Source organism: Cuneatibacter sp. NSJ-177 (assembly GCF_022867805.1).
Taxonomy (GTDB): Bacteria; Bacillota; Clostridia; order Lachnospirales; family Lachnospiraceae; genus Pseudolachnospira.
On record NZ_JALIFO010000004.1, the window covers coordinates 45,103 to 70,717 of the forward strand.

A 25,615-nucleotide genomic window follows, 5' to 3' on the forward strand; every position below is an offset into this window, starting at 1 on the left:
CGGACAGTCACATAATTGCTCCGCAATCCTGGTATTTCCGTCTCTATTCCATATAGCCGAAGGACATTATACAACCAGGCTACCGAAAAATCAATGCTTTCCCTCTTACGATTTCCCTATTTTTCAATGACAAATTTCTTATTCCTTTTTTTTCCGGATCTCCCGGATGCTTTTTTCCACGATACGGCGCGCCAGCATGACCTGGCGGCCGCAGCCGCAGCATTTCAGCCGGAAATCCATGCCGGTCCGCAGGACCTCCCACTCCTCGCTTCCGCAGGGATGCTGCTTTTTTAAGCGCAGGATATCTCCTACCTGGATGTCCATGATAAAAATCCCTCCAAAGTCTTTCCGATCGAGTCTGAGATGACGAGATCCGCACGGGAATCCATCGGCGTAGCGGACCGGTTGATCAGCACCAGCCGGTTCCCGGAATAATAGTGGACCAAACCGGCGGCCGGATAAACGCTTAACGACGTCCCGCCGATGATCAGCATGTCCGCAGAGGCAATGGCTTCCAATGATTTTTGCATCGTTTCCTCATCCAGGCTTTCCTCATAGAGTACAACGTCGGGTTTGATGATCCCGCCGCAGCCGCAGCGCGGAATGCCCTGGCGCTCTTTCAGATCGGATAAGCCGTAAAACTTTCCGCAGCGCATGCAGTGATTCCGGTGAACCGAACCGTGCAGCTCATAGACCGTTTTGCTCCCGGCCATCTGGTGAAGGCCGTCGATGTTCTGGGTTACGACGGCGGTAAGCTTTCCCTCGGCCTCCCACTTGGCCAAAACTTTGTGGGCCGCGTTGGGCCTGGCGTCTGGCGCAATCATTTTATCCCAGTAAAAGCGAAAAAATTCTTCCGGGTTCTGCCGGAAAAACGTATGGCTCAAAATCTGCTCCGGCGGGTAATCGTAGACCTGGTGGTACAACCCGTCAACACTCCGAAAATCCGGAATCCCGCTCTCGGTCGATACCCCTGCCCCGCCGAAAAAAACAATCCGTCTGCTTTCTTCTACCCACTGCCGTAAGGTCTGCTGCTGATCCATTTGCCTCCCGCCTTTCTTGTTTCTGCGTTTCTTCCTAATTATATGGGATTTCCAGGGAATAAAAAGCCGGAACAAGTCCGGCTGAAATCCGGCATGTCCGGCCGGCAATTCTTTTCCTATATAACTATAGCATATCTTTGGGAATTGTCAAAGAGGGATTCCGGGACGCTGTTTTTTCTTCCGCCGCCGGTTTCGAGTTCCGGGTGAAAAACAAACCGGCCGGACCGGCGGTACTGTCCGTACCGCCGGTCCGGCCAAAAAAACTGGTCCTCCGCATCATAGGGGCAAAATACCTTTTGACCCCAACATTGTGATATCAAAACTTCTCAGCTCTGCCTGCTGAAATATTCCCGCGACTTCACATATAGAATTTCCCGCAGCGGGCAGTCCTCCATCACATTCACGATCAGGTTTTTCCCCGGCTCCAGGCGGGACAGGCAGTCGTCCGCCCAGGCAGCAGCCGCCTCCTCGTCTAAGGTGGCGTCCGCGTTCACCGTAAAGCACATTTGATCGCCGTACTGATTATAAAGCTTCCACTTATCATTGATCGGCTGGCCGCCCCAACTGTCCATTCCAGCCTCGATCATAATCGGCACCAGAGGCTCGATCATCCCGCAGGAATGAAACTCAAACAGCATTCCCCGTTTGTGGCAGGACTCCACCACGCGCTTGACATAGGGAAGAAGCATCTCTTCGCAAGTATCATAGGAGAAAAACGGACTGCGCTGGGCTCCCCAGTCGTCGTGGAGGGTGATATGGTCCAGGCCGATATAATCATGGAGTTTTCCGATCAGAGCGTCGTAGAAATCTGCCAGCCGGTCAAAGAGACGGTGCACCGCCACTTGCTCTTCTTCATCGATCATCGCCACGGCAGCGTCTTCAAAATCCAGGAAAGAGATCAAACGCTCAAAGAAACCAGTGAAAATCTGAGTGGAATTCAACTGATCCGCCCTCCAGATCCTTGCGCAGTCTCTCTTCGCCCCCTCCCAGTCCAGGGCGTCCAGATCCGGGAAAGTAATATCATCTTCCCAATGACTGATGTCCTTCACTTTAGGGTTGCCGGGAACTACCATGGAGCCGGTTGCCGACGGCTCATAGACCCATTCTACGCCGAACCAGTCGGGGCCGCCGCCCTCTTTCACCGGGTCAAAAGGGCTGCCGTCAAATATGATTCCGCGGGCCGGGTTGTCCGGCACGATTCTCGGCAGGATCACATTGATATCCGTGCCAAGCCAGCACGGCGTCTTCCCGGTCAGGGTGCGCACGGCATTTTCCTTCGGTGTGATGGGGCTATGATAACGAACGACCTGCTTTCCCCGCAGGCCAACGGTCATGGTCTCCTGACTGTTCAATTCTTGTTCCCTGTTAAACTTCTCTCCCATATGTACTCCCTTCCGTTACGATAAAACCAAACGCTATTGTTCCTCGCTTTTAGCTGTTCGAAATTATCATAACATCCGGGTAAACGCGCGTCAATGTACGGGACAGCCCATATTTTTCTAAATAAAATGGGCACTTGTCACATGGCAGGGCCGCCGGAGCCCATACGGCAGGCCACCGGAGCGTCGATCTCCATTCCCTGCTCCCACACACGGCAGTCCCGCGCCAGAACGATAACGCCCGCCCCCGCCGCCTCCCGGACGGCACGGGCAAATTCCGGATGCGTCCTCTCGTTGGGCTCCCAGGCCGTTACTCCCTTCATCTGGATGACGAACAACAGATACGCCAGATATCCGGCCTCCCGCGCCTCTATCAAATGCCGGATATGTTTGACGCCCCGCTCGGTCGGCGCATCCGGAAAGCGGGCGATCCCATTTACCTCAAGGGTCACCCCCTTGACTTCCAAAAACGCTTTCTGTCCGCCTTCGCCTTCCAGGTAAAAGTCAAAACGGGAATCGCCGAATGTCTGCTCTCTGCGCAAAAGCGTGACCGGAAAACCAAGAGGGCTGCCGGAAAGCCATTCGGCGGCCGCCGCATTCGGGGCCTGGGAATCAATATTCACCCACTGTCCCTCTTTCCGGACGGCAATCAGGGAATAGTTGGTCTTTCTCTTGCCCGGCTCGTGCCGATCTAAGACAGCGGGCGTCCCAGGAAGCAGCAGCTCTCCGAGGCGTCCGGTATTTTTTACATGGCAAAGCTCCGTCTTCCCTCCGATCTCCACCTGCGCCAGAAAACGGTTCGGCCGGGAACGGAAGATTCCGGTTGTGGTGTGGTGATAGTTCATAGTTCCTCCCATATACGATCCTGCAATCTGGTTCCTTTTTTTATTATAGCAGACTCGCCGTAGAAACACAGCCGTTTTTTCGAAACACCCTTTCTGCAAGTTGACAAGCCCTGCAATTTCCGATACGATTACGATAATTGGAACAAGAAAAGGAGATTTCGATATGAAAACAAGCGTTGTGATCAGCGATGGGACCTTTCCCTGTGACACCGCCCCACTTCAAGGCCCGCTCGAAGTGGCGGCACGCGAGGCCGCGGCACTGGGCTTTGACGCCCTCCAACTGACCGTAAACCGGCCGGAGGAACTGAATCCGGCCTCCATCAAAGCGGAAATCGAGCGGTACGGACTTTCCATCTCCGGCTTTGCCACCGGGAGAGGATATTCCGTGGACGGCCTCTCCCTCAGCTCCGAAAGAGAAGAAATCCGAAAAGAGGCCGTCGAACGGATGAAACGGCACATGGATACAGCCGCCCTTTTGGATCATGCTCAGGTGGTGATCGGCTCCATCCGGGGAGTGGTCTCCGAGTGCAGCAGCCCGGAGCGATTTGAGGAGAATCTCTCCCTCAGCTTGCAGGAACTCCTCTCCTACGCCACAGAGCGCCAGGTTCCCCTTACCCTGGAAGTGATTCACCAGCCGGAAAAGTTTTATTTTAAGAAGACGGCCGATACCGCCGCCTTTATCCGTGGATTCGGCTCCCCGTATCTTCATCTCCATCTGGACACCATGCAGTTATTGTGTGAGGAAAACCCTTTTCAGGCCGTCCGGGAAGGCCGGGATGTCCTGAGCCAGATTGATATTTCCGACGCGGGCCGTCATTGCCCGGACGGAAAACATTTTGATTATCCTGGGCTGGTCCGGACGTTAAAGGAGATTTCCTACGACGGACTCCTGGTCTTTGAATATCAGCCGGAAGAAGGCGCGGCTGAGCGGGGGCTGAAGTACATCACGGGGCTGCTGGGCTGATTGCGGACGAAGGCCAGTCCTCTACTCCTTTTTTTCACTCCCCGCAGCCCCTCTCGCTCCGCGCCGGAAAAACATGGCTGCGCCGATCCCCAAAAAGATTACGCTGCATCCCATTCCCAGCAAAGCGCTGCTGTCAGACGCCGCCCTCCCCTCCCCTTTCCAGGTCAGCAGGGCGCACTGGACCGCCACAATAGACACGCAGGCGTCCACAAAGCCGATCCATTTCAGAGCAGACAGCAGCGGCTGGTTTTGTTTTCCCGCCGTTCGAATTCCATAGACCGCCATTCCGATCTTGAAAAAGGCGGCCGCAGCCACCCCGTAGAGAAGATAAAAAGGGTACGTCACGGTTTTATGATAAACATACATGCAGAGGCACACGCCAAAATAGGAAATTCCAATCAAAGCAATCCATACGCCGACCTGCCGGCAGCCTCTCATCTGAAACGCTCCCCTTCTCCTCGGATTTTTCATCTTCTGCGCATCACGAAGCATCCGGAAAACTTGTCTCCTGGAAGCGCAGAGCAACAGATAGTAGACCGCAGTGGCTAAGAACCAGGCCGATCCCGCCACAATTCCCAGGATCAGATTCCAGACTCCGATCGCGGCATGGACGGCGAGCGGGAAGCAGGACGCGAACGGCTTCCTGCTATTCCGCCGCGGCGGAAAGCAAACGGTTGGCCTTTTCACAGACATCGTAGATCTCGTCATATTTTCTTTCGATTAAAGGAGCGGTCTCCCGGCATTTTTTGTCATAAGAATTCCGGTAGCAAAAGTAGGGTAAGATCCAACCGGCAAATCCTGGAATTGCCAGGAGAACCATAAGAGGGAAAAGCCCTCCCAGGTAGGCAAAGGTCGCTCCGGCAAGAAATGCTGTCCCCAAAAGCCCAATGGTGAATGCCAGGATCGCGGCCCCGGACGTCTCAGCCCTGGTTAAGCGGACAATTTCATCCGCGCAGGCGTCAAACTGACGCTGGAGCCTGGTCAGCTCCGCCTTATTCCGGATCTTCCTGTCTCGTTTGAATCGGATCGAGATAGTTTTCGCTCCGGCAGAGGTAAGGGCCGTGTCTTCCGGGATCCAGCCGAAATTGGGGTAACCGTCCAAATAGACCGAACTCATCTCTCTGCTGCATACCTGATCTTTATATTCATATCCGATAAATCCCATCTCGTTTTTTCTTTCCGGATTTGTCATGCCTGAGTCCCCCCTCTTTGTCCTTCTCTCCGGAATATTCTTTTTCCTGTAAATACTGTCTTTTGGCAGCAAACGCTTCCTTCGTGATTCTCCATCTGTTTTCCTCCTGATCTTTTTGGTTTCCCCGGCTTAGCGCCGTCATGAAAGCATTTTAGATCAAAAGTGTTTACGCCTTACTTCTCTTTTGTTTCTGAAATGTTAAATTCCATTTCCATGCCCTTCCGGATGAACGGGTAGTCTTACGGTGAACGCACTCCCCTTTCCCAGCCTGCTGCTCACGGTCAAGGTACCGTTCAGCTGGTCTACCACGCGGTACGCCAGGGCTAGGCCCAGGCCATTTCCGGCCTGGGCGTGGGAGGTATCCCCCTGATAAAACTTTTCAAAAATATGCTTCATGGTCTCCTCGCCCATGCCGCAGCCGCTGTCGGACACGGTAACCGTGACGGTATCCGCATCCGATGTCTGACGAAGCGTCACGCTTCCTCCCGGCTCCGTGAATTTCAGCGCATTGGATAAGAGGTTGTTCCACACCAGCTCCAGCATATCCGGATCAGAAAAAATCAAAGCTCTGTCCTCGATCTCCGCTTCCAACCGGATGTTTTTCTCCTCCCACAGGGTTTCCAGATGCAGGGCGCAGTCGGAGAGCTGGCGGCAGAGGTCAAAGGGTTCTGGTTTCGGTAAGATCTGGCGGCTCTCTAGTTTGTTCAATTTCAAAATATTAGTCACGAGAGCCGACAGGCGGTCGGTGGAAGAGAGTATACTGTCGATATATTCGGCCCGTTTATCTGGATGCAGGTCCGGATCCTTCAAAAGCTCCGTATAGTTTCGAATTACGGAGAGGGGCGTTTTAATTTCGTGGGAGACATTGGCGATAAAATCATTTTTCATGGTTTCAATGGACCCCAGCTCCGCCACCATCTTGTTAAAGTCCTGAAAAATCGCGCTGATATAGTCCAGACGGACCGTCTTCTGCACCGGCTCCAGATAGACGGAAAAATCACCGGAAGCCACCCGCTCTGTGGCTTTGCTGAGCTGCCGCATCGGCCGGTCAAACACCTGATGTTTCTGGTAGGCTGTCATAGCACAGAAGGCGAACGTGATCAAAATCCAATATAATAAGTACCAAAGACCGTAATGTTTTAGAGACCCGGTAAAATTTTCCCATCCCCCGTACAAAATCCCCGGCAGGGAGGCCAAACCGCCAAAAGCAAACAGTACGCCGATATATTCCGCCCAGGAAAAATATCGGATCTTAACACGGCCGTCCCATGGATTCTCTTCTCTCCTCATACCAACACCGCCTTGTATCCCAGCCCATGGATGGTTACGATCTTAAATCCGTCGCAGGCGGAAAATTTATCCCGTAGCTTTGTGATATAAACATCCACGGCTCTCAGGCTCGTATCGCTGTCCATTCCCCAGAATTCATCCATCAACTGACTGCGGGAAAAGGATTTCCCCGGATAAGAAAGCAGCTTATACAGGATGTTGAATTCACGGACGGTTACGGAAACTTCCCTGCCGTCCACAGACGCGGCCATCCCGTCCGCATCCAAAACCAGGTTTCCCACCGTCAGCTTCTTTTCTTCCATAATATGCGCCCGGCGCAGCAGCGCCGAGATCCGCAGCGCCAGTTCTTCCAGATCTACCGGTTTTACCATATAATCATCGATCCCGGCCCGGAAGCCTTTCTGCTTCGAGACAATATCATCCCTGGCGGTCATAAACAAGATGGGGATGGTTTGGTTCAGATTCCGAACGGTCCGGGCAAACTCGTAACCGTCCACTTCCGGCATCATGATATCGGAGATAATCAGATCAAACAGATAACGGTACATCAGATCATAGGCTTCCCGTGGGTTCAGGCAGCCCTTCGCGGTATAGCCGTTTTGATTTAAAAAGGTACAGACGCTTTGATTCAGCTTCGTGTCGTCCTCCACAACAAGGATATTTACCATAATCGTTCTCCTATTCTTCATTCCCGCGCACTTCACTCTCCGATTGCAGGATCCCGCATCGCATCGCCTGATATCCATCCGCTTTGGATAGCCAGTTTTCGTCTCCCTGCGCGCTGGGAAAGCTGCGTTTGTTCATTTTTATTATATCACAGAAATGTTTGAATTTTGTTTACGGGGATTGCAAACAGAAATTTTCGGCTGCCGCCAAGAACCATTCGGATCCGTACTGCTGGGCGGAGGCCGTCACGTTTCCCCTTGCTTTTTCCCCTCTGCACGCCCTATAATAAAAAGCGTGGACCCCTGTGAAGAGAAAGGAACCATTTATGAAAACAATCGCCATCGTGGATGATGACCTCCCTATCGGAAATTTGCTGGAAACCTTGCTGCGCCAGGAAGGCTACCGCATCCTTCGCGCCTATTCAGGGACCGAGGCGCTGATGCTTTTGGAACGGGAACAGCCCGACCTGATCCTGCTGGACCTGATGCTGCCCGGCCTGTCCGGGGAAGAAGTCCTGCCAAAGATTTCGGGAATCCCGGTCATCGTGGTCAGTGCAAAAGTCGGGATCGACGACAAAGTAAACCTCCTCCTGGGAGGAGCCGCGGACTATGTGACGAAACCCTTTGACACAAAAGAACTCTTGGCGCGGATCACCGTGCAATTCAGAAAGGACAGCCGCGCCGGGCAAAGCGCTGTCCTTACCTTCGGGGACCTCCGTCTGGATGCGGCTTCTCACACGCTTTTCGCGGACGGCTCCCCGGTCCGGCTGACCGCCACGGAATTCTCCATTTTAAAACGGCTGATGCAAAACGCTTCCCAGGTGGTGACGAAATCCCAGCTCTTGGATCTGATCAGCCTGGACACGCCGGACTGCACCGAAAGTTCTCTAAAGGTCCACGTCAGCAACCTGCGGCGGAAATTGCGGGAAGCAGCAGGAAGCGACTTCATCGAAGCGGTTTGGGGAATTGGGTTTAAAATGAAAGAACCGGAAAAATAGTCTGTGGAAAAATAGTCTGTGGACAACTTCTCCGGCCTTTACCAAATCTTATCTATTTTCTTTACCGCTTTCTTTCCCCTTTTATGAGATACTGGCCTCAGAAAAAATAAGGGAGGCACAAAATGGAATATGTTCTCCGCACAGATCAGCTGTGCAAGCAGTACAAAAATTTCAAAGCCCTGGATCGTTTGTCGATGCACGTAAATAAGGGATCAATCTATGGTTTTGTAGGTAAAAACGGCGCGGGAAAAACCACTCTGATCCGCCTGGCCTGCGGGCTGCAGCGGCCGACCTCCGGCAGCTATGCCCTCTATGGAATCCCCCATACCGATTCCAAGATCGCTTCGGCCCGCCGCCGGATGGGCGCGGTGGTGGAGACGCCGTCCATCTATCTGGAATTAACTGCCGAGGACAATCTGCGGCAGCAGTACCAAATTCTCGGCCGCCCCAGCTTCGATGGCATCCCGGAGCTTCTAAAGCTGGTCGGCCTCGGCGATACCGGCAAAAAAAGAGCCAAAAACTTTTCCCTCGGCATGCGCCAGCGTCTCGGCATCGCTGTGGCTCTGGCCGGAAACCCGGATTTTCTGGTCCTCGATGAGCCTGTCAATGGTTTGGATCCTCAGGGGATCGTGGAGGTGCGGGAGCTGATCTTAAAGCTGAACCGGGAACATGGAATTACCGTACTGATCTCCAGCCATATCCTGGATGAGCTGGCTCGCCTGGCCACCCATTACGGTTTTATCGACAGAGGGCAGATGGTGAAGGAAATCAGCGCCGCGGACTTGGAGAAAGCCTGCCGGAAATGTATGCGCCTTCAAGTATCGGATATCAAAGCCCTGGTCCGTGTCCTGGACGCGCGAAAACTGGAATACGCCATAAGGAACGGCCATGAGGCGGATGTTTACGGTTCCTGGAACGTCACGGAAGTGACACTGGCCTTGGCGGAAGAACACTGTGAAATTCAAAAGATTGCCGAACACGACGAAAACCTGGAAAGCTATTACATCAACCTGATGGGAGGTGGCGGTCATGAGTAAATTATTGCGCGCCGATTTCTCCCGGCTGAGGAAGTCAAAGGTCTTCTGGTTCAGTCTGTCCGCTATGGTCATCTACGCCTTTGTGCTGGCCGGTCTCCTCGCATACAGCGGGAAAATAAGCGGCGCTCCCGTTGAATATGACAGGTATTTTCTCTCCGCCTATGGAATGATGGGATTTGTCCCGATACCGGGCTTGATCATGGCCGCCTTTTGCAGTGTGTTTATCGGAACGGATTTTTCCGACGGCACGATCCGGAACAAGCTGGTGGTCGGACACACCCGGCCGAACATTTATCTGAGCCATTTTCTGGTCTGCACCGCCGCGGGCATCCTGATGCTGATTGCTTTCTGGATTCCCTCTCTGGCTGTCGGGCTCCCTCTGTTCGGCTCCTTTCAGCACATGGGCTCGATCTACTTGTGGTTCATCCTGGACGGATTTTTGATGATGGCCTCCTACGCTGGGATTCTGACTTTGCTGTCCATGCTGATCCAGAACAAAACAACTGCTGCCATCGTCAGCCTTCTCCTGGTCATTGTCTCCATGTTTCTCGTCGTTTACCTGCTCGCCCGAATCGAGGAACCGGAATTTGTCGAAAATTACACCTTATCGGTATCCGGCATGATAAACTCTGAGACGGTTCCGAATCCTTATTATCTGACGCCGGGCCAGCGGACAATCACCCAGTTCGTCCTCGACCTGATTCCCACCGGGCAGAGCATGCAGCTCTCCGGAATGAGCGCGCCGCACCTATGGCAGATGGCGGTCTATTCCCTGGGAATTGTCCTGGTCACCAATATTTCCGGCATCTTTTTCTTCCGAAAAAAAGATTTGAAGTAACCAAGATATCATAGCAGTACATGCAGGAAAGGAGCTCCATGGTATATCTTCTCGCAGCGCTTTGCGCGGTTTTCTTCCTGGTATTATGCCTTCTTTTCTGCAAGATTCATCAAATGCGCCGCGCAGCTGAGGAAATCCGCCTGGAATTTTCTGCGCGTCTGAAAGAAGACACAAACATAGGAATCGATATCTCCTGCGGAGACCGGGCCATGCGCAGGCTGGCCGCCGGTATTGATCACGAGCTGAAACTTTTGCGCCGCCGCCAACTGAGTCTGGAGCAGGGAGACCGGGATCTAAAAGAAGCGGTCACCAATATTTCTCACGACCTCCGCACACCGCTGACCGCCATCTGTGGCTATATGGAGCTGTTAGATCGGGAAGAAAAATCGCCTGCGGTCCGGGAATACCTGGAAATCATCGACAATCGGATTGAGGCGCTGAAAGAGCTGACCGAAGAGCTGTTCCGCTATTTTGTCGTAACCTCTACCGACTCCTATGAGGAAAGGGAGTTTCTCTCTCTGAGCGAAGTCCTGGAGGAGAGCATCGCCGGTTTTTACGGTACGCTAAAGGGCCGCGGCATCGAGCCGGCAATCCGTCTCCCGGAACGCCCTGTGAAGCGCCGGTTAAACAGAGCCGCCCTGTCGCGGATTTTCAGCAATATAATCAGCAACGCCGTCAAATACAGCGGAGGAGACCTTTCCGTCACTCTGTCGGAGGACGGAGTGATCCAATTTTCCAATCTCGCCCCCAGCCTCAATGAGGTCATGGCCGGCCGGCTCTTTGACCGCTTCTACACCGTGGAGTCCGCCCGCCGTTCCACCGGTCTCGGCCTTTCTATCGCCAAAACTCTGACAGAACAGCAGGGCGGCGTAATCCATTGCGCCTATGAGAAGGGGCGGCTGACTCTCACCCTCCGCTTTCCGTCTTCCCTTTAGCTGCCGATGTCCATGGCCGTGCCGAAAAAGACCGGTACATTGGCCTCGCAGTCAATCACCAGATAGACAAAAGGCCGGTCCAGATGGACGGTCTTGATCTCCACGGGACCGACAGACGCGGAAGCAGCGGTGATCCCCACTGCGGTGGACGCTCCGGCTTTGGTGCCCCGTTCGTCCACGGTAATAAAGGTTTTATGCAAGACCTGGCCGGCGGAGAAACGAGCTGCCGTCGAGGTTCCCAGCCCGGACAGATCCGCATTGATCTCGTCAAACAGCAACGTAATTCCCATCGCTTTCAGCACCTGCATCATCCCGGCGCTGTATTCACTTTCAAACTTCGGGATCGCGGCGTCCACCTGCACGTCTCTAGCCTTCTCCAGGACCTGCTGGAGCTTTTCCCCGGTCAGCGCGGCGGCGTAATCCGCAACGCTGACGCCTTCATCCGGCAGCAATGCCGCCAGAGCAAACTTCTTTTCTTCATAATACTTGATAAAACCGACGGCGTTCTCATCCGCCAGATATTTGCTCTCCGTGGAATACATCAACTCCACATCTCGTTTCGTTCCATCTTCTTTGGTGAACACACCTTCGCGCACCTGTTCCTCCTCGTACTTCTCCATCCACTTTGCGTCAAAGGCCAGCGCATTGATCAAATACATCACCGAATCGGAGGGAATTTGATCCAGGATATTCTCGATTAATCCATCCGTATTGTCCTTCACCCAGGCGTTGATGTCGTTTAACGCAGCGGTGTCAAAAGGCGTCCGATAGAGCTCGGCGCCGTACCAGTCCGCATTGGTCTGAAGGAAAGCATCCACGGCCTGAAAATCTTCCCGAAACCAGATGGAATTGGCAAGACAGAGCTTTTCGTCTTTTCCGGTGGGAACAGCATTTCTGTAGGCGTACAAGTATTGGTTCAGCTCTGTCACCGGAAGGCCGAACACTTCTTCCATCTGAGAAAGCGTCTCCCCCTTCGCTCCGTTGGCCGTCATGCCAAGGGCATACAGGATGGACAGAGGCGAAATCAGAGTGTTTTTCTCTTTCTCCAGGCTTTGCTGAAACAAGCGCACTGCGAAATCCGTGACGGCAGCCGTTTCTTCTCCGTTCAAATCCACAGACACATGGACGGGATTTGCTCTCACCCCGGCCATGAGATTCTCGGCCTGCACGCGCGGATTACAGCCGAAGAGCGAGACGGATGCGGCCATGAGCGTTACCAGACATAAGGCAATGGCAGAATTCCTTTTTTTCATAACGTCCTCCTTTCCCTCTCAAAAGAATTTCTTACGTTCCTATCTTCTATAAAAATCATAGCACAGGATCACAGGGAAAACAAATAAAAAACACGCCTTTCCAGTCCATGTCTAAAAAAGGAAAAACGCTGTCTGCATAAAATAGTACCAAAAATGACCTTCAACTTCTAGCCTTCCCTCTTTTCATCTGCTATGATGTCAACAGATATCTTGCACCTGGGAAAGGAGTTTTTATGATCCATTTTTATAACCCCGCCATGCTTTACGATAAGGAAAAGATCTACCGGAGGCTTCAAATCCGCAAGGATACGCCGGCCTATTCCTATACGGAAAATATTTTTTCCAGCCTCCACGCTCTGGCGGCGGAAAAGATGGAGCTCTTTTTCTGCTATAAAAGCATTGCTCCTCTTCCCTCTTTTTCTGCCTCCCCCCTCGACCTATGCGGTCAATGGGTTCTCTGCCTTGCCTCCTGCTCCGATTCCATCAACCAGGTGATCCAGCAGAAATTGGAGGAGGGAGAGTATTTAGAAGGATATCTCCTCAATGACCTTGCCAATGAAATCCTCTTTAACGCCTCTAATCAGATGAACCGTCAGATTGAAAAGGAAATGCAGGAGCAGGGTCTGCGCCTGACCCGCCGGTTTTCTCCCGGCGAGCCGCCTATGGATCTATCTTATCAAAAAGAACTGCTGGCTCTGTTCGAGGAGGAGTCTGACCTTCCCGTCACCCTTAACTCTCATTATATGCTGAAACCGGAAAAATCCATGCTCTACCTGTTCGGCGCGTCCGCGGATCCGGTCTCCCATCCGGTGGGGTGCGAATGTGAAACCTGTAATTTTCCCAACTGTCCCTATGCGGTCCCCGGCGAAGCGCTTGAATGCTCCCGGAAGAGATGATATACTAAGGGCAGACAAAACATATTGGCGGTGATAACGAATGTGCAGAAATGAAAAAAGAAGAAATAAAGTATGGCTCCATGCAAAGCCAGTAGAAGCGACGCCTGCATGGAGTAATTTCAGTCGCTGAATCCATATAGCTGGCTTTGCTGCTTGACTTTACCGATCAAGGAGGAAGCCTGTATGAAATATGTGAATGCAAACACGATTCTCCCTGATGTGCTGGTCGAGGAACTGCAAAGGTATGTTCAGGCAGGATATCTCTATATTCCTGCCAAAGACGGACAGCATAAATCCTGGGGGGAACGGTCCGGCTATCGGAAAGAGCTTCAAACGCGCAATGAAGCCATTACCGCGGAATACCGCGGCGGCGCTTCGATTCAAAAACTTGCGGACAAATACGCTCTTTCTGTCTATGCCATAAGAAAAATCATTTATCACAGATAACTGCGGAGGGCTGCCACACGGCGGCTCTCTTTTTCTACCGTTTCCTTCGGTATCGTTTGGTATATTGAGAACCGTCTTGCGAATGGGTATAATAAGGATCAAACCCATGAAGCAACAGGAGGACGACAAAATGGCTGATTCCAGCAAGATTTACCCGCGGACAGGCGACGCGCAGACCGTATACCTGAAAAATGTCATTACCCGGCCCAACATAGAGGCAGGCGACTATACCATGTACAATGATTTTATCCATGACCCGGCTGAATTCGAACAAAACAATGTGTTCTATCAATACCCCATCAACCAGGACCGGCTGATCATCGGCAAATTCTGTTCCATTGCCTGCGGGGCAAAATTTCTCTTTAACAGCGCCAATCATACTATGGCTTCTCTGTCTACTTACCCGTTTCCACTGTTTTTTGAGGAATGGGGACTGGAAAAAAAAGAGGTTGCCGCGGCGTGGGATAACAAAGGCGATATCCGAATCGGCAATGACGTCTGGATCGGTTATGACGCCGTCATTCTTGCGGGCGTCACAATCGGCGATGGAGCCATCATCGGCGCCCGCGCCGTTGTTACGAAGGATGTTCCACCCTATACTGTGGCAGGCGGCGTCCCCGCAAAACCACTTAAGAAACGATTCGATGATGATACCATCGCCTGGCTCCTTCGATTAAAATGGTGGGATTGGCCGGAAGAAAAAATCAAAAAAAATATCCGGGCGATTCAGTCAGGCCGGTTAGATCAGCTGGAATAAGGATGGGGCCGTCTGCGGCCATCACAAGAAACAAATTCAAATGGAACGGCGCTCCTACCGTCATAGAAGGAGCGCCGTCCAATAATCTTTTTTTATTTGTGGCGTCGGCCAAATGCTTTCCTTCTTCTTTATTTCCCTAGAAAAGCATTTACCAGCTCATCTCCCACCTGTTCTGCAACCATGTCGTAAACCGGCTGCACTTTCTCCACACAGGCCGCGTACAGCTCGTCGGATACCGGGATAATCTCCGTGCCGGAAGCCTTGATCTCTTCCAGCTTCTCACTTTCCTGCTTGTCCGCCATCTCGCGTCCGTAAGCTTTTGCCACCTCGAAGGCCTCGGCGATCACCTGCTTTTCGGCCTCATTCAGCTCGTTGTATTCTTCCAGGTTCATGATCATCACGATCGGGTGGGCCAGATGGTTGGTCTGAATGATGTAATCTTGTACTTCCTGAATGCGGGAGGAGGCAATCGTCGCATAAGGATTCTCCTGCGCATCAATCACTTTCTGCTGCAGGCAGGTATAAACCTCGGAGAACGCCATCGGAGTCGGGGCAGCGCCCAGCGCCTCCCACAGAGCCATATGGTTCTTGTTTTCCATGGTCCGAATTTTAATGCCCTGGAAATCTTCGATCTTTTCGATCTTCTTATTGGAGGACATGACGCGGAACGTCTGGTCCGCAAAACCCAGCAGCTTGTAACCGCCTTCCTCATAGATCGGCCGCAGCAGGGACATCAGCTCTTCGCTGTCAATCGCGGCGCGGAATGCCTGAATGTCCTTAAATGCGAAAGGCAGGTCGAACACCGCCAGCTTGGGCATCAAATTCACCTCAGGCGCCGGATTCTGCACAACAAAGTTTACGTTCCGGGTGCCAAGACTCTCCAACAGCGCCACATCATCGCCCAAAGTGCTGTCCGGATACACATCAATGGTCATCTTGCCGCCGGTGCGGGCATCCAGTTCAGACGCCATCTTATCAATGAAATAGAACGCAACGGCATCCTTCGGGCTGGCAACACCGGATACCCAGTGATGTTCCCCCACTTCACCGCTGACATCAGCCACTGGCGCCTCCGTCCCATCCGTTTTGGCAGGATCCTCGGCATTCGTGTTCTCCACCGCTTTTGTGGTGGGCGCAGCCGTCGTATCTTTTGCCTCTCCCCCACAAGCAGCCAAACTGAGAACCATCGCGGCCGCCAGAATAAAGCTCCAACTCTTTTTCATATTCATTTCTCCCTTCTGAACATATATTTTTTATGTAATCTCGGCTCTGATTTACGCCCGTCCCACCAGCACCAGGCTGATTTCCGGAAAAATAACCAAGAGCGCAAGGGCTACCGCAAACAATAGCAGGAAGCCAACTGCATTCTTTGCAATTGTGACCACAGGGACGCCGGAAAGCCTGCTCCCCACGTAGAGATTAACGCCAACAGGCGGCGTTACAAAACCGATCGCCAGGTTCACCACCATGATAATTCCAAAATGAATTAGATCCACGCCCAACTCGGTCATCATGGGAGCGAAGATCGGAGCCAGAATCAGCACAGCCGGTCCCAGATCGATCAGCATGCCGACGACTAGCAAGAATAAGTTAATCACCAGAAGGATCGCCGCCTTATTTCCGCCAAACGTGGTTAAAATGGTTTCGCTGACGGTCTGAGGCACCCGCAGAAGAGTCAGAACGCGGGCAAATCCATTGGCAGCCGCAATCAAAAACAGCATCGGAGCATAGGTATTGATCGCTTCCACAAAGATGTTCATCAGCTCCGAAATTTTCAGTGTGCGGTACACGAAAATACTGATGATCAGGGCATATATCACGGATAAAACCGCCGCTTCCGTCGGAGACGCAATGCCGGAATAAATACTGCCCAGGATAATCACTGGGGTAAACAATGCCCAAATACTATCCTTCAGTACCTGGAAGAACCCCTTTGTGCGCAGACCTCCCACCACCTCCCGGATTTTCTGCTTATCCTCGCCTTTCCTCTTGCAGTAGTAAATGGCATACCCCATCAGGCAGAAAGCAATCAGGAAACCTGGCAAAATCCCGGCGATAAATAGATCGCCCACCGACTCACCGGTGGCCATACAGTACAAAACGAAAGGGATCGAAGGCGGAATGATTACGCCCAAGCCTCCCGCCACTACCACCAGGGCGGTTGAAAATGGTTTCTCATACCCCAGTTCAATCAATACCGGTATGGTCATGCTGCCTACGGCGGCTACTGTGGCCGGAGCCGAACCGGAGATCGCGCCGTAGAACAAACAAGTTACGATGACACAGCAGGGCATGCCGGCCGGAATCTCGCCCAGAAAGTAGCAAAAAAAGTTAAACAGCTTCCGGGACACGCCGCCGCGGGACATGATGATACCGGACAAAATAAACATGACGATAGCCAGCAAAGGGAAGCTGTTGATGCCGCCAAGCATTTCCCTCACTAGAAAAATCCCATTGGCCGAAAAACTGGGGTTCAAGAGGGAGGGAAACACGGAGGTGATTCCCAGCGCGCCAAAAATCGGGACGGACAAGGCCAGCAAGACAAAAAACACAACTAATACCAATCCAGCAGACATTTCCATCCCCTCCTATTCTTTTTCGGCGCCCTTGGCGCACAAGGTCCGGATATCTTTTATCAAGTTTTGTATCAACCGCACCATAGACAGGAGAAATCCCAAGAGCGGGGACACGTACACCAGAGCAATGGGGGCTTGCAAAGCAGGCATCGCCTGATTCGCGTCCGCGGCTCGTTGGAAAAACTCATAGGCGTAGGGCGTCATATGGATAAAATACGCAAACAGTAGCGCATACACGACCAGGTTCATGATCAGCTGCCCCTTCTTCGGCAGGAAACCCACCACCTGATCGATCCGGATTGCAATGTTTGTTTTTAAACAATAGCTAATGCTGATAAAGCCGGACCAGACAAACATGTAACGGGCCAACTCCTCCGACCAGCTCAACGGGGTATTCAGTACGAACCGGAAAATGATTTGCAAGGTTAATGCAAACACCATCACAATCAGAAAAACCAGGAGCAGACATTTTTCCAGATTCTCATCAAGCCAGCGCAATACTTTCATCCTTCTCCTCCTCTCTTTTTCTTCTCAAACTTCACCTGCCTCCAGCTTTTCCCGGTATTTTTTCGCCTGATCAAAAATCGCGACGATCTTTTCCGGAGGTACATCGGCCTGGAAATTATGAATCTGGGAAAAAACATAGTTCCCGCCCTTGGAGAAAATCTCCAGCAGATGCCTGGCGTGTTCCTCCACCTCCTCGACGGTGGTTAAGTTCGCCAGATTCTGAGTATCGGTTCCGCCTCCCCAGAAAATAATATCTTTCCCGTAGGTCTCCTTCAGTCGTTCCGGATCCATGCCCTTGGCGCTGATCTGCACCGGATTCAACAGGTCCACGCCCGCATCGATCAGTTCTGGAATCACGTCGAAGATAGCTCCGCAGCAATGGAACAGGATGCGGATATGGGGGTAATTCTGATGAATATAGTCCCACATCTGTTTTTCATAGGGCTTGATCATCTCCTTATACATTGGCACGGAAATCTGAAGGGTCTGTTGAGTGCCAATATCATCGCAGAACCAGATCACATCCAGCTTTTCTCCGGCCCTGCTCAAAATCCCTTCCAGATTGTGGAGATACGCGTCTGTTACCATCTGGAAATACGCGTGCATCAGCTCTTTTTCGATCGCCAGCTTGCAGTAAAATTCTTCAAAACCAAAATCCCTCTGAGCCTGCTCGATCAGCTGACCGGCAAAGAGCAGTACCACCGCCTTATCCGTGTTTTGATACAAATCCTCAATCTGATTCGCCGTATATTCTATGTCTTCATCACTCATACGGACAGCCGGATGTACCAGCCGCAGATCCTCCACTTCCTCTGCATCTTCCAGCGGATGGCGGATAATGTCGAAATAAAGCCCCCCTTTCGGCATACGGGCATAACGCTCCCCGTCCATCTCTACATAAAGGCTTCCGTCTTCGGTTCGGATCGGTTGAAACTCCGCCGGATAGTAACAGGGAGTTCCGTCGTGGAGAGTGCCGGGACGCCACTCTTTCTGGTCCAAATTAAACCGATAACGAGGTCTCTGGGCATGGACAAAATCTCCGCCCAGACGGTCGATCACTTCAACATCCATCAAGGGGATGAACTGGAACAAATCATAAATCTTGATCGGTTTCTCTTCCATTCCCAGATACTTCAACAGATTCGCATAGGCGTAAGCGCTCATATTATCATTGGCCATGCCGCCGATACTGATGGCAAAGCTGTTTTTCAGCTCGCCGCGGAACATTTTTTGTACTCGCTCTCTTGATGTCATATACATTCTCCTTTATATCGCAGCGGAAATCATCAATTCGTTCTCACCAATCATTTCATCATTTTAATGCTGTACCGCTTTTCTGGCCGCCTGGGCCGCCGATGCGGCGTCCGCGGTATAAATGTCCGCTCCGATCTCGTTGGCAAAAGCTTGAGTCACCGGAGCTCCTCCCACCATGATCTGAAAACGGCTGCGGCAATCCATGGCATTCAGAGCTTCCACGCTGTCTTTCAGCGCCGGCATCGTCGTCGTCAGGAGAGCAGAAAGACCCACCAGATCCACATCCGGCGCCGAGGCCGCCGCCACAAAATCCGCGATAGGAACATCCACTCCCAAGTCCACAACCTCAAAACCTGCGCTTTCTATCATCAAAATCACCAAATTTTTTCCGATATCATGGAGATCTCCCGCCACAGTGCCCATCACCATTTTGCCGCGGACCGTACTGCTCTCACCTCCCAGATAAGGCTTCAGCACTTCGACGCCTGCCTTCATGGCCCTTGCAGCCACCAGCATCTCCGGCACATAGATCTGCTCCAGCCGGAACCTCTCCCCCACCTCATTCATGGCCTGGATCATTCCCTCATTCAAAATCACTTCCGGGGCAATTCCTTCCTCCAGGGCCTGCTGTACCAGACCGGGAACCTGTTTTTTCTTGCCTGCGGATACCGCGGCAAAGATTTCTTCAATTTTAGACATTCCTATCTCCTCCTTTTCCCTCTTTTATCTATCGAACCGGCCCGATCAGACCGTCCCGATAGGCCCCGATATATTCCATACAGTAATCATCCATTCCCAAAAGCGCTTCCGTCGCATAAACCAATCCCAGCAGGTCCCGATTCGTCGGATCTAAAATTCCACTGTCCAGTCCGGCGTTCATCGCCAAAACCAAAAAACCCTGGTTAATCAATTTGCGGGCGGGCAGGTTAAAAGAAATATTGCTGACCGCAGCTGTGATATGAATCTCCGGATACCGCTCTCTGACCGTCCGGATGACTTCGATATTCGTCGCAATACCGTCCTCTGAGGTGCAAAGCATCTCTACCAAAGGATCAATATGGATCCTGCCGGGGGCAATTTGATATTCTTCCGCTTTCTTCATGATTTTATCAAAGACCCGAAGACGGTCCGCCGCACATTTTGGAATTCCGGTGTCATCGCTGAGCAAAGCAATGACCTGCCATTCTTGATTTGCTTCCTGTGCCATGATTGGAAAAATTGTATCCAGCTTACTCCCCTCACCGGAGACTGAATTAAACAATCCTGGCTTTCGGCAAAAACGGTACGCTTCCGCCAGAACCGCCGCGCTGGGACTGTCGACAGAAATCGGGAGATCCGTGACATCCTGAATGCAATCTATCATCCAGTGAAGCGTCTCGACCTCTTCTGCTTCCGGAACCGACGCGCAGCAGTCGATGAACGTAGCATTGGCTTCCGCCTGCATCCTGGCACGGTTTTTGATGAACTCCCCATCTCTGCGGGCAATTGCCTCTGCCACCGCTGGAATGGAACCATTGATTTTTTCTCCGATAAGAATCATAGGATTCACCTCATATATTAGCTTGACAATAACCATATCTGTTTTTTATTATAAGATAGTTGTGGCTTTTTTCCAGGAAAATCTTGTTTCTTTTGGTAATATTCCCGGTATCTTTTTTAAGAAAAATTTTGTTTTACAAGAGGTTGCCGGATCAGGAAAATAAAGGTTTAGGCTGTATTGCAGCAGTAAAAAATTTTGCCAACAGCAAAGAGGAGGCAAGCGCTTGACAGGCGCCCGTCTCCTCTTTGTCCTTTTGTCTACTTTCTGATTTTATTTTTCTCCCTCATCATACAAAACCGCATACTGGGACGCCTCCATCGCATCCTCCGTATAACAGTCCGCCCCAATCTTTTCGCAAAACTGCTGGGTGACCGGCGCACCTCCAATCATGATTTTCACTTGCTGCCTCAATCCTGCCTTTTCAAATGCCTTGATCACAGCCTTTAACTCATTCATGGTGGTTGACAGCAACGCGGAACAGCAGATCAGCGTACAGTGGTGTTCTTGAGAAGCTTCCACAAAGCGTTCCGGCGCTACATCATTCCCCAGGTCAATGATCTGAAACCCCTGGCATTCCATCATCAGTTTGACCAAATTTTTTCCAATATCGTGAATATCCCCTTGTACCGTGCCTACGCAGATCTTTCCCCTAGGCTCTTTTGTCTTGTCGTAAAATGGTTTCAACACCCGGATTCCCGTATTCATGGCTCTGGCCGCCAGGAGTACTTCTGGAATCCCCACCTCGCTCTCCCGGAACTGTTTTCCAATGTGGTCCAGTCCTCGAAGCAGCCCTTCCTTTAAAATCTGGTCCGGCGAAGTTCCCTCCTCTATCGCCGCCAAAACCTTTTTCTTCACCTGAACCGCATGTCCCAACTCCAGCTCCTCAGAAATTTCATGAAGCAGCTTCATCATCCACACCTTCTTCCCATGGATTCTTTATAAGCATTCGGCAGCATTCCCGTCGCCCGTTTAAATACCTTGGTAAAATAGCTTTGGTCGTCAAATCCGACCCGAATCGCTACGTCGCTGATTTTGAGATTTCGGTTCAACAACATCCCCTTACTTTTTTCAATCCGGATATGGTTCAGGTAAAAATTAAAGGTCTGTCCAGTCTCCTCCCGGAATATTTTGCTGAAATAGGATTCCGACAGATATACGTGCCCGGCCACATCTTTCAGCGTAATCCGCTCCGCATAGTTATCATTCATAAACTGCAGAGCCTGAAGGATAATATTTTTATGCTTTTTTTCATATGTACCAGAATCAGGTCCATATATTGTCGCATCGCATCATGGATCCAGACACAAATCTCCTGGGCGTCGCGCAAATACGGCATCTGTTGTCCAAACTGATGATCCAGCATAAAAACATGCTCCAGATCCGCGCCGCCCTCGATGGCAGATTGGGAGATCAAAAACAGCAGGCGGTGGATTCTGGATTTTGCATGGGAGAAAGAAGCGCCAAAACAGAAAATAATATATCCCAACAATTCATCTAATAATTTTTGCGCCCGGCCGGCTTCCTGATGAGAAATGCAGTAAGAAAGTTCATATTCACGCTCCAAGGGATACGGCGGCCTCTGATCCACATGTTTTAGCTGGTAAACCACCTCGTTAATCTCACCTTGAATCCGGTCGGAACGCTGCCGCTCCAACAACTGGTTCGTATAAGTGATATCGTTCATGAAGCCCACGGACATAAACAAAAGATTGGACAGAGCGTTAACCTCTTTGGGAGGGACCACAGATATATTTTTTACGACCCGAACCGCCTCATCCAAACTTGCCCCGTGGATTTGCAGCCGGTCTTCTAAGTCTAAGGCGATATAGTCCTCATAGTCTACCATTAATACCGGCCCGGCGATGATTTTTGCCGCACTCCCCTCCGGCCCCACGATCGGGGAGACAAAACAGGTCAATCCCATTGGGCAGTAGTAAATATACTTGCCTCCAAACCGCTCCGCCTCAGCCATTCCATGTTGCTGCGCGTTAAAGCATACGCTGTGGTCCATTCCCAGGACGCGGCAAAGTTCACAGCTGGCGCAGCCATACCCCAGCTCATAGAGAATACCTCCCTCTTGATCCGCAATCGTGCATCCCAGATGGGAAGCCCCGTTGAAGGATCGGATAAAGTCGCGGGCCATATCGAAGTCAATCCGCTTCATACAAGTAATCTCATCTCTTGAATTCACACAGCACTCCTATTCTCTCTTGGTATATTCGACCTGTCTACCGACATTATACCATGATCCCCTCTCGATTGTGGTAATTTTCTCTTCCTTTTAGAAAAAATCCAGCTTTTGACAGCTGACAAATGCTGGAAGGCGAATAGGCGATTCTTGCAGTTTAACCTTTCTTCTGTTTCTTCAGCGTTCTGTCTTGACGTTTAAGTTCTAATTATGTAAAATAAATGTCACTCTATGTTCATCCACACACTACCCATTATCCAGGCGGAGGACTGCAATGGCAAAAAAACAGTTAAGAAAAATGTTGTGTGATCTCCAATCTCAGGAGTGCATCGACTTGATGCGCCTGATTGAGACCCAGAGTAAATCCACTCTGGCTGCCTGGGCGATTTCCTATGCGAAGGAAAATTATCTAACTATATATGAAGAAGAATATCCCGGGGATCTCCGCCTGCGGGAGGGGATTTCTGCCTGCGAGGACTATCTGCGCGGCGGCCGGAGGCTGACGGAAATCAAGCCTGTCTTAAAAGAAGCGGCGGAAATTGCCCGGAATCTCGCAGACCAGCCGGTGGCGCAGGCCGCCGCCCGCGCGGTCGCCACTGCCTGCGCTGCAATACAGACCCCTACCAACGCGCTGGGATTTCTGTTCTACGGTGCTGCGGCTTCCGCCTATCACACCGCAGGACTGACACAGAATGCCGAATGCTATGACCGCATGGCTCTTAACGAATTCATAAAAGCCTTTCAGTCCTTGCAGCAGGTTTCTTTCCCCGATGAGCCGAATCCCGCCAAAATTAAATGGAATTGCTGATCTAAAAGCGCCCCGAACGGCCGATTATCCGTCCAGGCGCTTTTTGTTTGGAAATCGTTGTAGTTTTCGCTGCTGAAACCGTAGTATATCGATAAGGGAAGAAAGGAGGCGGTGCAGTTGATTGAGGATGAAAAAATCATTGATTTGTTATTCGAACGTTCCGAGCAAGCCTTATGGGAGCTGGATCAGAAATACGGGAATCTCTGCCACAGTCTCTCCTATCGCATCGTGAACAGCAGGCGGGATGCGGAGGAGGATTTCTCAGAGGTCCCGCCGTCTACAGCAGGTTCAGCAGTTCTTCGTTCGCGGGCACGTCGATGCTCTCCACGCCGTACCAGGCGTACCGGATCGTCTGATCCCCCGCGAGGACAAAGGTGGCCGGAGACTGGGCTTCATTGCCTTCGTTTTTTCCGTGCCGGATGCCAAGGGCCCGCGCCTCCTGCACTCGCTTTTCCAGCTCCGCCGAGCGGATATCCGGATGAGGATTAGAACCGATCTCACAGGCCTGATAGAGCTCCTGCTTCGGGTCGCAGATGATGGTATACGGAAAATAATCCTCGGCGCTCTGCTCCCTCAAGGTCTCCGGCTCGCTCTGAAGCACAACAAAGACCTTTGCGCCCTTCGCTGCAAATTTCGGATAGTCCTGGATCAGCCGGTGCATCTCCAGTTGGCAGGTGGAGCAGCCGTAATAGCGCAGAAACATCAGAACGCAAGGCCTCCCTTCCGTCTCCTGATAAAAGTCCAGATTCTCGTTCCACGGACTGTTAAAGGTAAAATCGAACATCTTCATGCCTGCTTCATATTTTTGACCCATGTTACTCCATCCTTTCTGCTCATCCATGTTATCATGCCAGCGAAACAATTTCTACCATATATAATGACTACATTGCCGGCCTTATGAGCATTGTATCACAACCGCCGGCCCGTGGAAAGCGTTTCCGGAATGGATCCGAATAGCCGCTCCCTCACGGGCCGTCCGGCCATGACAAATGGACTGGATCGGATTCCTTCAACCCGGAGGGGTTATCTCCTTGCCTCCACTGCCTTTGCCAGGTTTTCCAAAGCCTCTTTCAGCAAAACGCGGGGGCAGGCAATGTTGGCGCGCATATAACCAGAGCCGCCCTCGCCGAATTCATAGCCGGGGTCAAAGGCGATCTTCGCCTCTTTGATACAGAACTGCTCCAGCTCCTTATCCTCCATGCCCAGCGCGTGAAAATCCATCCAGACCAGATAAGTCCCTTCCGGCGGGATAATCGGAATCTGCGGCAACCGTTCCTTCATAAATTCCAGCATGTAATCCAGATTTCCCTGCAGATATGTCTTCAACTCTTCCAGCCACGGCTCCCCATAACGATAGGCCGCCTCGGTGGCCACCAGGCCAAAGACATTGCCGGAGCCCACATTATATTTATTTAAGGTGGCGGTAAACGCTTTTCTCAGCTTTTCGTTGGGAATAATAATGTTGGATGTTTTCAGTCCAGCCAGGTTAAAGGTCTTGCTGGCCGCGTTGCAGAGGATCAGATTTTCTTCCACTTCCGGCCCCAGGGTGCCGAAACAGGTATGATGCGCGCCCTGAAACAGCAGATCCGCATGGATTTCATCGGACACAATCAAAATATGGTGCTCCAGGCAGAGATCCGCCAGCTCTTTTAATTCCTCGCGGGTCCACACACGGCCCACCGGGTTGTGAGGGCTGCACAAGAAGATCATCTTAACTTTATCATCCAGCTGCGCCTTCAGGCCTGCAAGGTCCATCCGGTAGGCGCCGTCCACCAATTTCAGCGGATTGTCCAGCACCCTGCGGCCCCCGTTTTTCACGGCGCGGGCGAAAGGATAATACACCGGGCTCTGAACGATCACCGCATCCCCAGGCTCCGTAAAGGTATCAATCAGAAAACTAAGCGCGCTGACCACGCCGGGACAATGGCAGATCCACTCCCGTTCGATTTTCCAGCCGTGCCGGCGTTCCATCCATCCGGCCACCGCTTCAGAATAGGAATCCGGCATGCCGGTGTAGCCGAAAATCCCATGATCCGCCCGCGTTTTGATTGCTTCTACGATCTCCTCCGCAGTCGGAAAATCCATGTCTGCGATCCACATCGGCGCCACGTCGCGGCTGCCGAACATTTCCTCGCAGGCATCCCATTTTTTGCTGTTAAAACCCAAACGGTTTACTACTTGATCAAAATTTCTCATTTTCTTACTC

At 51.7% G+C, this 25,615-nt stretch carries 29 protein-coding genes; 9 read left to right on the forward strand and 20 right to left on the reverse strand.

Going from position 1 to position 25,615, the window contains the following annotated elements; translation table 11 throughout:
* Window positions 1-138 precede the first annotated feature (138 nt).
* From MUB23_RS07570 to sfsA, 4 genes are all read right to left on the reverse strand, one after another.
* Window positions 139-324 carry a DUF951 domain-containing protein gene (locus MUB23_RS07570; protein WP_244799780.1) on the reverse strand — a complete coding sequence of 62 codons (186 nt, stop codon included), beginning with the start codon at window positions 322-324 and terminating at the stop codon, window positions 139-141.
* Entirely contained in the window at window positions 309-1,040 is a 732-nt protein-coding gene (locus MUB23_RS07575; protein ID WP_244799781.1) for an NAD-dependent protein deacylase, read from the reverse strand. Before MUB23_RS07575 ends, MUB23_RS07570 begins: the two co-directional genes overlap by 16 nt.
* Before the next feature lie 326 nt (window positions 1,041-1,366).
* The gene (locus MUB23_RS07580; RefSeq protein WP_244799782.1) at window positions 1,367-2,422 is read right to left on the reverse strand and encodes a uroporphyrinogen decarboxylase family protein; all 1,056 of its coding nucleotides are present in this window, start codon (window positions 2,420-2,422) and stop codon (window positions 1,367-1,369) included.
* Between the two features lie 137 nt (window positions 2,423-2,559).
* Window positions 2,560-3,264 carry a DNA/RNA nuclease SfsA gene (sfsA, locus tag MUB23_RS07585; protein ID WP_244799783.1) on the reverse strand — a complete coding sequence of 235 codons (705 nt, stop codon included), beginning with the start codon at window positions 3,262-3,264 and terminating at the stop codon, window positions 2,560-2,562.
* Between the two features lie 163 nt (window positions 3,265-3,427).
* On the opposite strand from sfsA, the gene MUB23_RS07590 reads away from it, so the two are divergent.
* Window positions 3,428-4,228: a sugar phosphate isomerase/epimerase family protein gene (locus MUB23_RS07590; RefSeq protein ID WP_244799784.1), complete on the forward strand. Its 801-nt coding sequence runs from the start codon at window positions 3,428-3,430 to the stop codon at window positions 4,226-4,228.
* 21 nt (window positions 4,229-4,249) lie between these two features.
* On the opposite strand, the gene MUB23_RS07595 is transcribed toward MUB23_RS07590, so the two are convergent.
* From MUB23_RS07595 to MUB23_RS07610, 4 genes are all read right to left on the reverse strand, one after another.
* Entirely contained in the window at window positions 4,250-4,921 is a 672-nt protein-coding gene (locus MUB23_RS07595; RefSeq protein WP_244799785.1) for a hypothetical protein, read from the reverse strand.
* Window positions 4,875-5,420, reverse strand: a complete 546-nt coding sequence (locus MUB23_RS07600; RefSeq protein WP_244799786.1) for a hypothetical protein — start codon at window positions 5,418-5,420, stop codon at window positions 4,875-4,877. Before MUB23_RS07600 ends, MUB23_RS07595 begins: the two co-directional genes overlap by 47 nt.
* A gap of 198 nt (window positions 5,421-5,618) precedes the next feature.
* Window positions 5,619-6,710 (reverse strand): HAMP domain-containing sensor histidine kinase, encoded by a 1,092-nt coding sequence (locus MUB23_RS07605; protein WP_244799787.1) that lies wholly within the window; start codon window positions 6,708-6,710, stop codon window positions 5,619-5,621.
* Window positions 6,707-7,378: a response regulator transcription factor gene (locus MUB23_RS07610; RefSeq protein WP_244799788.1), complete on the reverse strand. Its 672-nt coding sequence runs from the start codon at window positions 7,376-7,378 to the stop codon at window positions 6,707-6,709. The genes MUB23_RS07605 and MUB23_RS07610 overlap by 4 nt, the downstream gene beginning before the upstream one ends.
* Window positions 7,379-7,701: 323 nt before the next feature.
* Here MUB23_RS07610 and MUB23_RS07615 point away from each other — a divergent pair, with 323 nt between their 5' ends.
* The 4 genes from MUB23_RS07615 to MUB23_RS07630 all read left to right on the forward strand — a co-directional run bounded on the left by MUB23_RS07615 (window position 7,702) and on the right by MUB23_RS07630 (window position 11,183).
* Window positions 7,702-8,373 (forward strand): response regulator transcription factor, encoded by a 672-nt coding sequence (locus tag MUB23_RS07615; RefSeq protein WP_244799789.1) that lies wholly within the window; start codon window positions 7,702-7,704, stop codon window positions 8,371-8,373.
* A 122-nt stretch (window positions 8,374-8,495) separates the two neighbouring features.
* Complete coding sequence (locus tag MUB23_RS07620; RefSeq protein WP_244799790.1) at window positions 8,496-9,410, forward strand: ABC transporter ATP-binding protein; 915 nt, start codon at window positions 8,496-8,498, stop codon at window positions 9,408-9,410.
* Window positions 9,403-10,248, forward strand: coding sequence for an ABC transporter permease (locus MUB23_RS07625; protein WP_244799791.1), 846 nt, complete (start codon window positions 9,403-9,405; stop codon window positions 10,246-10,248). Before MUB23_RS07620 ends, MUB23_RS07625 begins: the two co-directional genes overlap by 8 nt.
* Before the next feature lie 38 nt (window positions 10,249-10,286).
* A complete protein-coding gene (locus MUB23_RS07630; protein WP_244799792.1) occupies window positions 10,287-11,183 on the forward strand; it encodes a sensor histidine kinase in 897 nt (298 codons plus the stop codon).
* On the opposite strand, the gene MUB23_RS07635 is transcribed toward MUB23_RS07630, so the two are convergent.
* A complete protein-coding gene (locus MUB23_RS07635; RefSeq protein ID WP_244799793.1) occupies window positions 11,180-12,436 on the reverse strand; it encodes a serpin family protein in 1,257 nt (418 codons plus the stop codon). The two genes, MUB23_RS07630 and MUB23_RS07635, sit on opposite strands and share 4 nt — an antisense overlap.
* Before the next feature lie 233 nt (window positions 12,437-12,669).
* Between MUB23_RS07635 and MUB23_RS07640 the strand changes: the two genes are divergently transcribed.
* From MUB23_RS07640 to MUB23_RS07650, 3 genes are all read left to right on the forward strand, one after another.
* Window positions 12,670-13,332, forward strand: coding sequence for a hypothetical protein (locus tag MUB23_RS07640; RefSeq protein ID WP_244799794.1), 663 nt, complete (start codon window positions 12,670-12,672; stop codon window positions 13,330-13,332).
* 183 nt (window positions 13,333-13,515) lie between these two features.
* Entirely contained in the window at window positions 13,516-13,779 is a 264-nt protein-coding gene (locus tag MUB23_RS07645; RefSeq protein WP_244799795.1) for a CD3324 family protein, read from the forward strand.
* Window positions 13,780-13,909: 130 nt separating this feature from the next.
* The gene (locus tag MUB23_RS07650) at window positions 13,910-14,536 is read left to right on the forward strand and encodes a CatB-related O-acetyltransferase (protein ID WP_244799796.1); all 627 of its coding nucleotides are present in this window, start codon (window positions 13,910-13,912) and stop codon (window positions 14,534-14,536) included.
* Between the two features lie 128 nt (window positions 14,537-14,664).
* Here the strand turns inward: MUB23_RS07650 and MUB23_RS07655 are convergent, their stop codons facing one another.
* The 9 genes from MUB23_RS07655 to MUB23_RS07695 all read right to left on the reverse strand — a co-directional run bounded on the left by MUB23_RS07655 (window position 14,665) and on the right by MUB23_RS07695 (window position 22,604).
* Window positions 14,665-15,759 carry a TRAP transporter substrate-binding protein gene (locus MUB23_RS07655; protein WP_244799797.1) on the reverse strand — a complete coding sequence of 365 codons (1,095 nt, stop codon included), beginning with the start codon at window positions 15,757-15,759 and terminating at the stop codon, window positions 14,665-14,667.
* A gap of 51 nt (window positions 15,760-15,810) precedes the next feature.
* On the reverse strand, window positions 15,811-17,112 hold the full coding sequence (locus MUB23_RS07660; RefSeq protein ID WP_244799798.1) for a TRAP transporter large permease: 1,302 nt from the start codon (window positions 17,110-17,112) through the stop codon (window positions 15,811-15,813).
* A 12-nt stretch (window positions 17,113-17,124) separates the two neighbouring features.
* The gene (locus tag MUB23_RS07665) at window positions 17,125-17,619 is read right to left on the reverse strand and encodes a TRAP transporter small permease (protein ID WP_244799799.1); all 495 of its coding nucleotides are present in this window, start codon (window positions 17,617-17,619) and stop codon (window positions 17,125-17,127) included.
* 24 nt (window positions 17,620-17,643) lie between these two features.
* Window positions 17,644-18,873 carry a uroporphyrinogen decarboxylase family protein gene (locus MUB23_RS07670; protein WP_244799800.1) on the reverse strand — a complete coding sequence of 410 codons (1,230 nt, stop codon included), beginning with the start codon at window positions 18,871-18,873 and terminating at the stop codon, window positions 17,644-17,646.
* A 63-nt stretch (window positions 18,874-18,936) separates the two neighbouring features.
* Window positions 18,937-19,572, reverse strand: a complete 636-nt coding sequence (locus MUB23_RS07675; protein ID WP_244799801.1) for a corrinoid protein — start codon at window positions 19,570-19,572, stop codon at window positions 18,937-18,939.
* 28 nt (window positions 19,573-19,600) lie between these two features.
* Window positions 19,601-20,413, reverse strand: a complete 813-nt coding sequence (locus tag MUB23_RS07680) for a methyltetrahydrofolate cobalamin methyltransferase (protein ID WP_244799802.1) — start codon at window positions 20,411-20,413, stop codon at window positions 19,601-19,603.
* Between the two features lie 270 nt (window positions 20,414-20,683).
* Window positions 20,684-21,325 carry a corrinoid protein gene (locus MUB23_RS07685; RefSeq protein ID WP_244799803.1) on the reverse strand — a complete coding sequence of 214 codons (642 nt, stop codon included), beginning with the start codon at window positions 21,323-21,325 and terminating at the stop codon, window positions 20,684-20,686.
* Window positions 21,322-21,621 (reverse strand): helix-turn-helix transcriptional regulator, encoded by a 300-nt coding sequence (locus MUB23_RS07690; RefSeq protein ID WP_244799804.1) that lies wholly within the window; start codon window positions 21,619-21,621, stop codon window positions 21,322-21,324. The genes MUB23_RS07685 and MUB23_RS07690 overlap by 4 nt, the downstream gene beginning before the upstream one ends.
* Window positions 21,618-22,604, reverse strand: coding sequence for a PocR ligand-binding domain-containing protein (locus tag MUB23_RS07695; RefSeq protein ID WP_244799805.1), 987 nt, complete (start codon window positions 22,602-22,604; stop codon window positions 21,618-21,620). The genes MUB23_RS07690 and MUB23_RS07695 overlap by 4 nt, the downstream gene beginning before the upstream one ends.
* Window positions 22,605-22,875: 271 nt before the next feature.
* Here MUB23_RS07695 and MUB23_RS07700 point away from each other — a divergent pair, with 271 nt between their 5' ends.
* Window positions 22,876-23,409: a putative immunity protein gene (locus MUB23_RS07700; RefSeq protein WP_244799806.1), complete on the forward strand. Its 534-nt coding sequence runs from the start codon at window positions 22,876-22,878 to the stop codon at window positions 23,407-23,409.
* Window positions 23,410-23,686: 277 nt separating this feature from the next.
* Here MUB23_RS07700 and MUB23_RS07705 read toward each other — a convergent pair whose 3' ends face one another.
* Together MUB23_RS07705 and MUB23_RS07710 are read right to left on the reverse strand one after the other, a co-directional pair.
* Entirely contained in the window at window positions 23,687-24,223 is a 537-nt protein-coding gene (locus MUB23_RS07705) for a peroxiredoxin-like family protein (RefSeq protein ID WP_244799807.1), read from the reverse strand.
* A gap of 209 nt (window positions 24,224-24,432) precedes the next feature.
* On the reverse strand, window positions 24,433-25,605 hold the full coding sequence (locus MUB23_RS07710; RefSeq protein ID WP_244799808.1) for a MalY/PatB family protein: 1,173 nt from the start codon (window positions 25,603-25,605) through the stop codon (window positions 24,433-24,435).
* Window positions 25,606-25,615 lie beyond the last annotated feature (10 nt).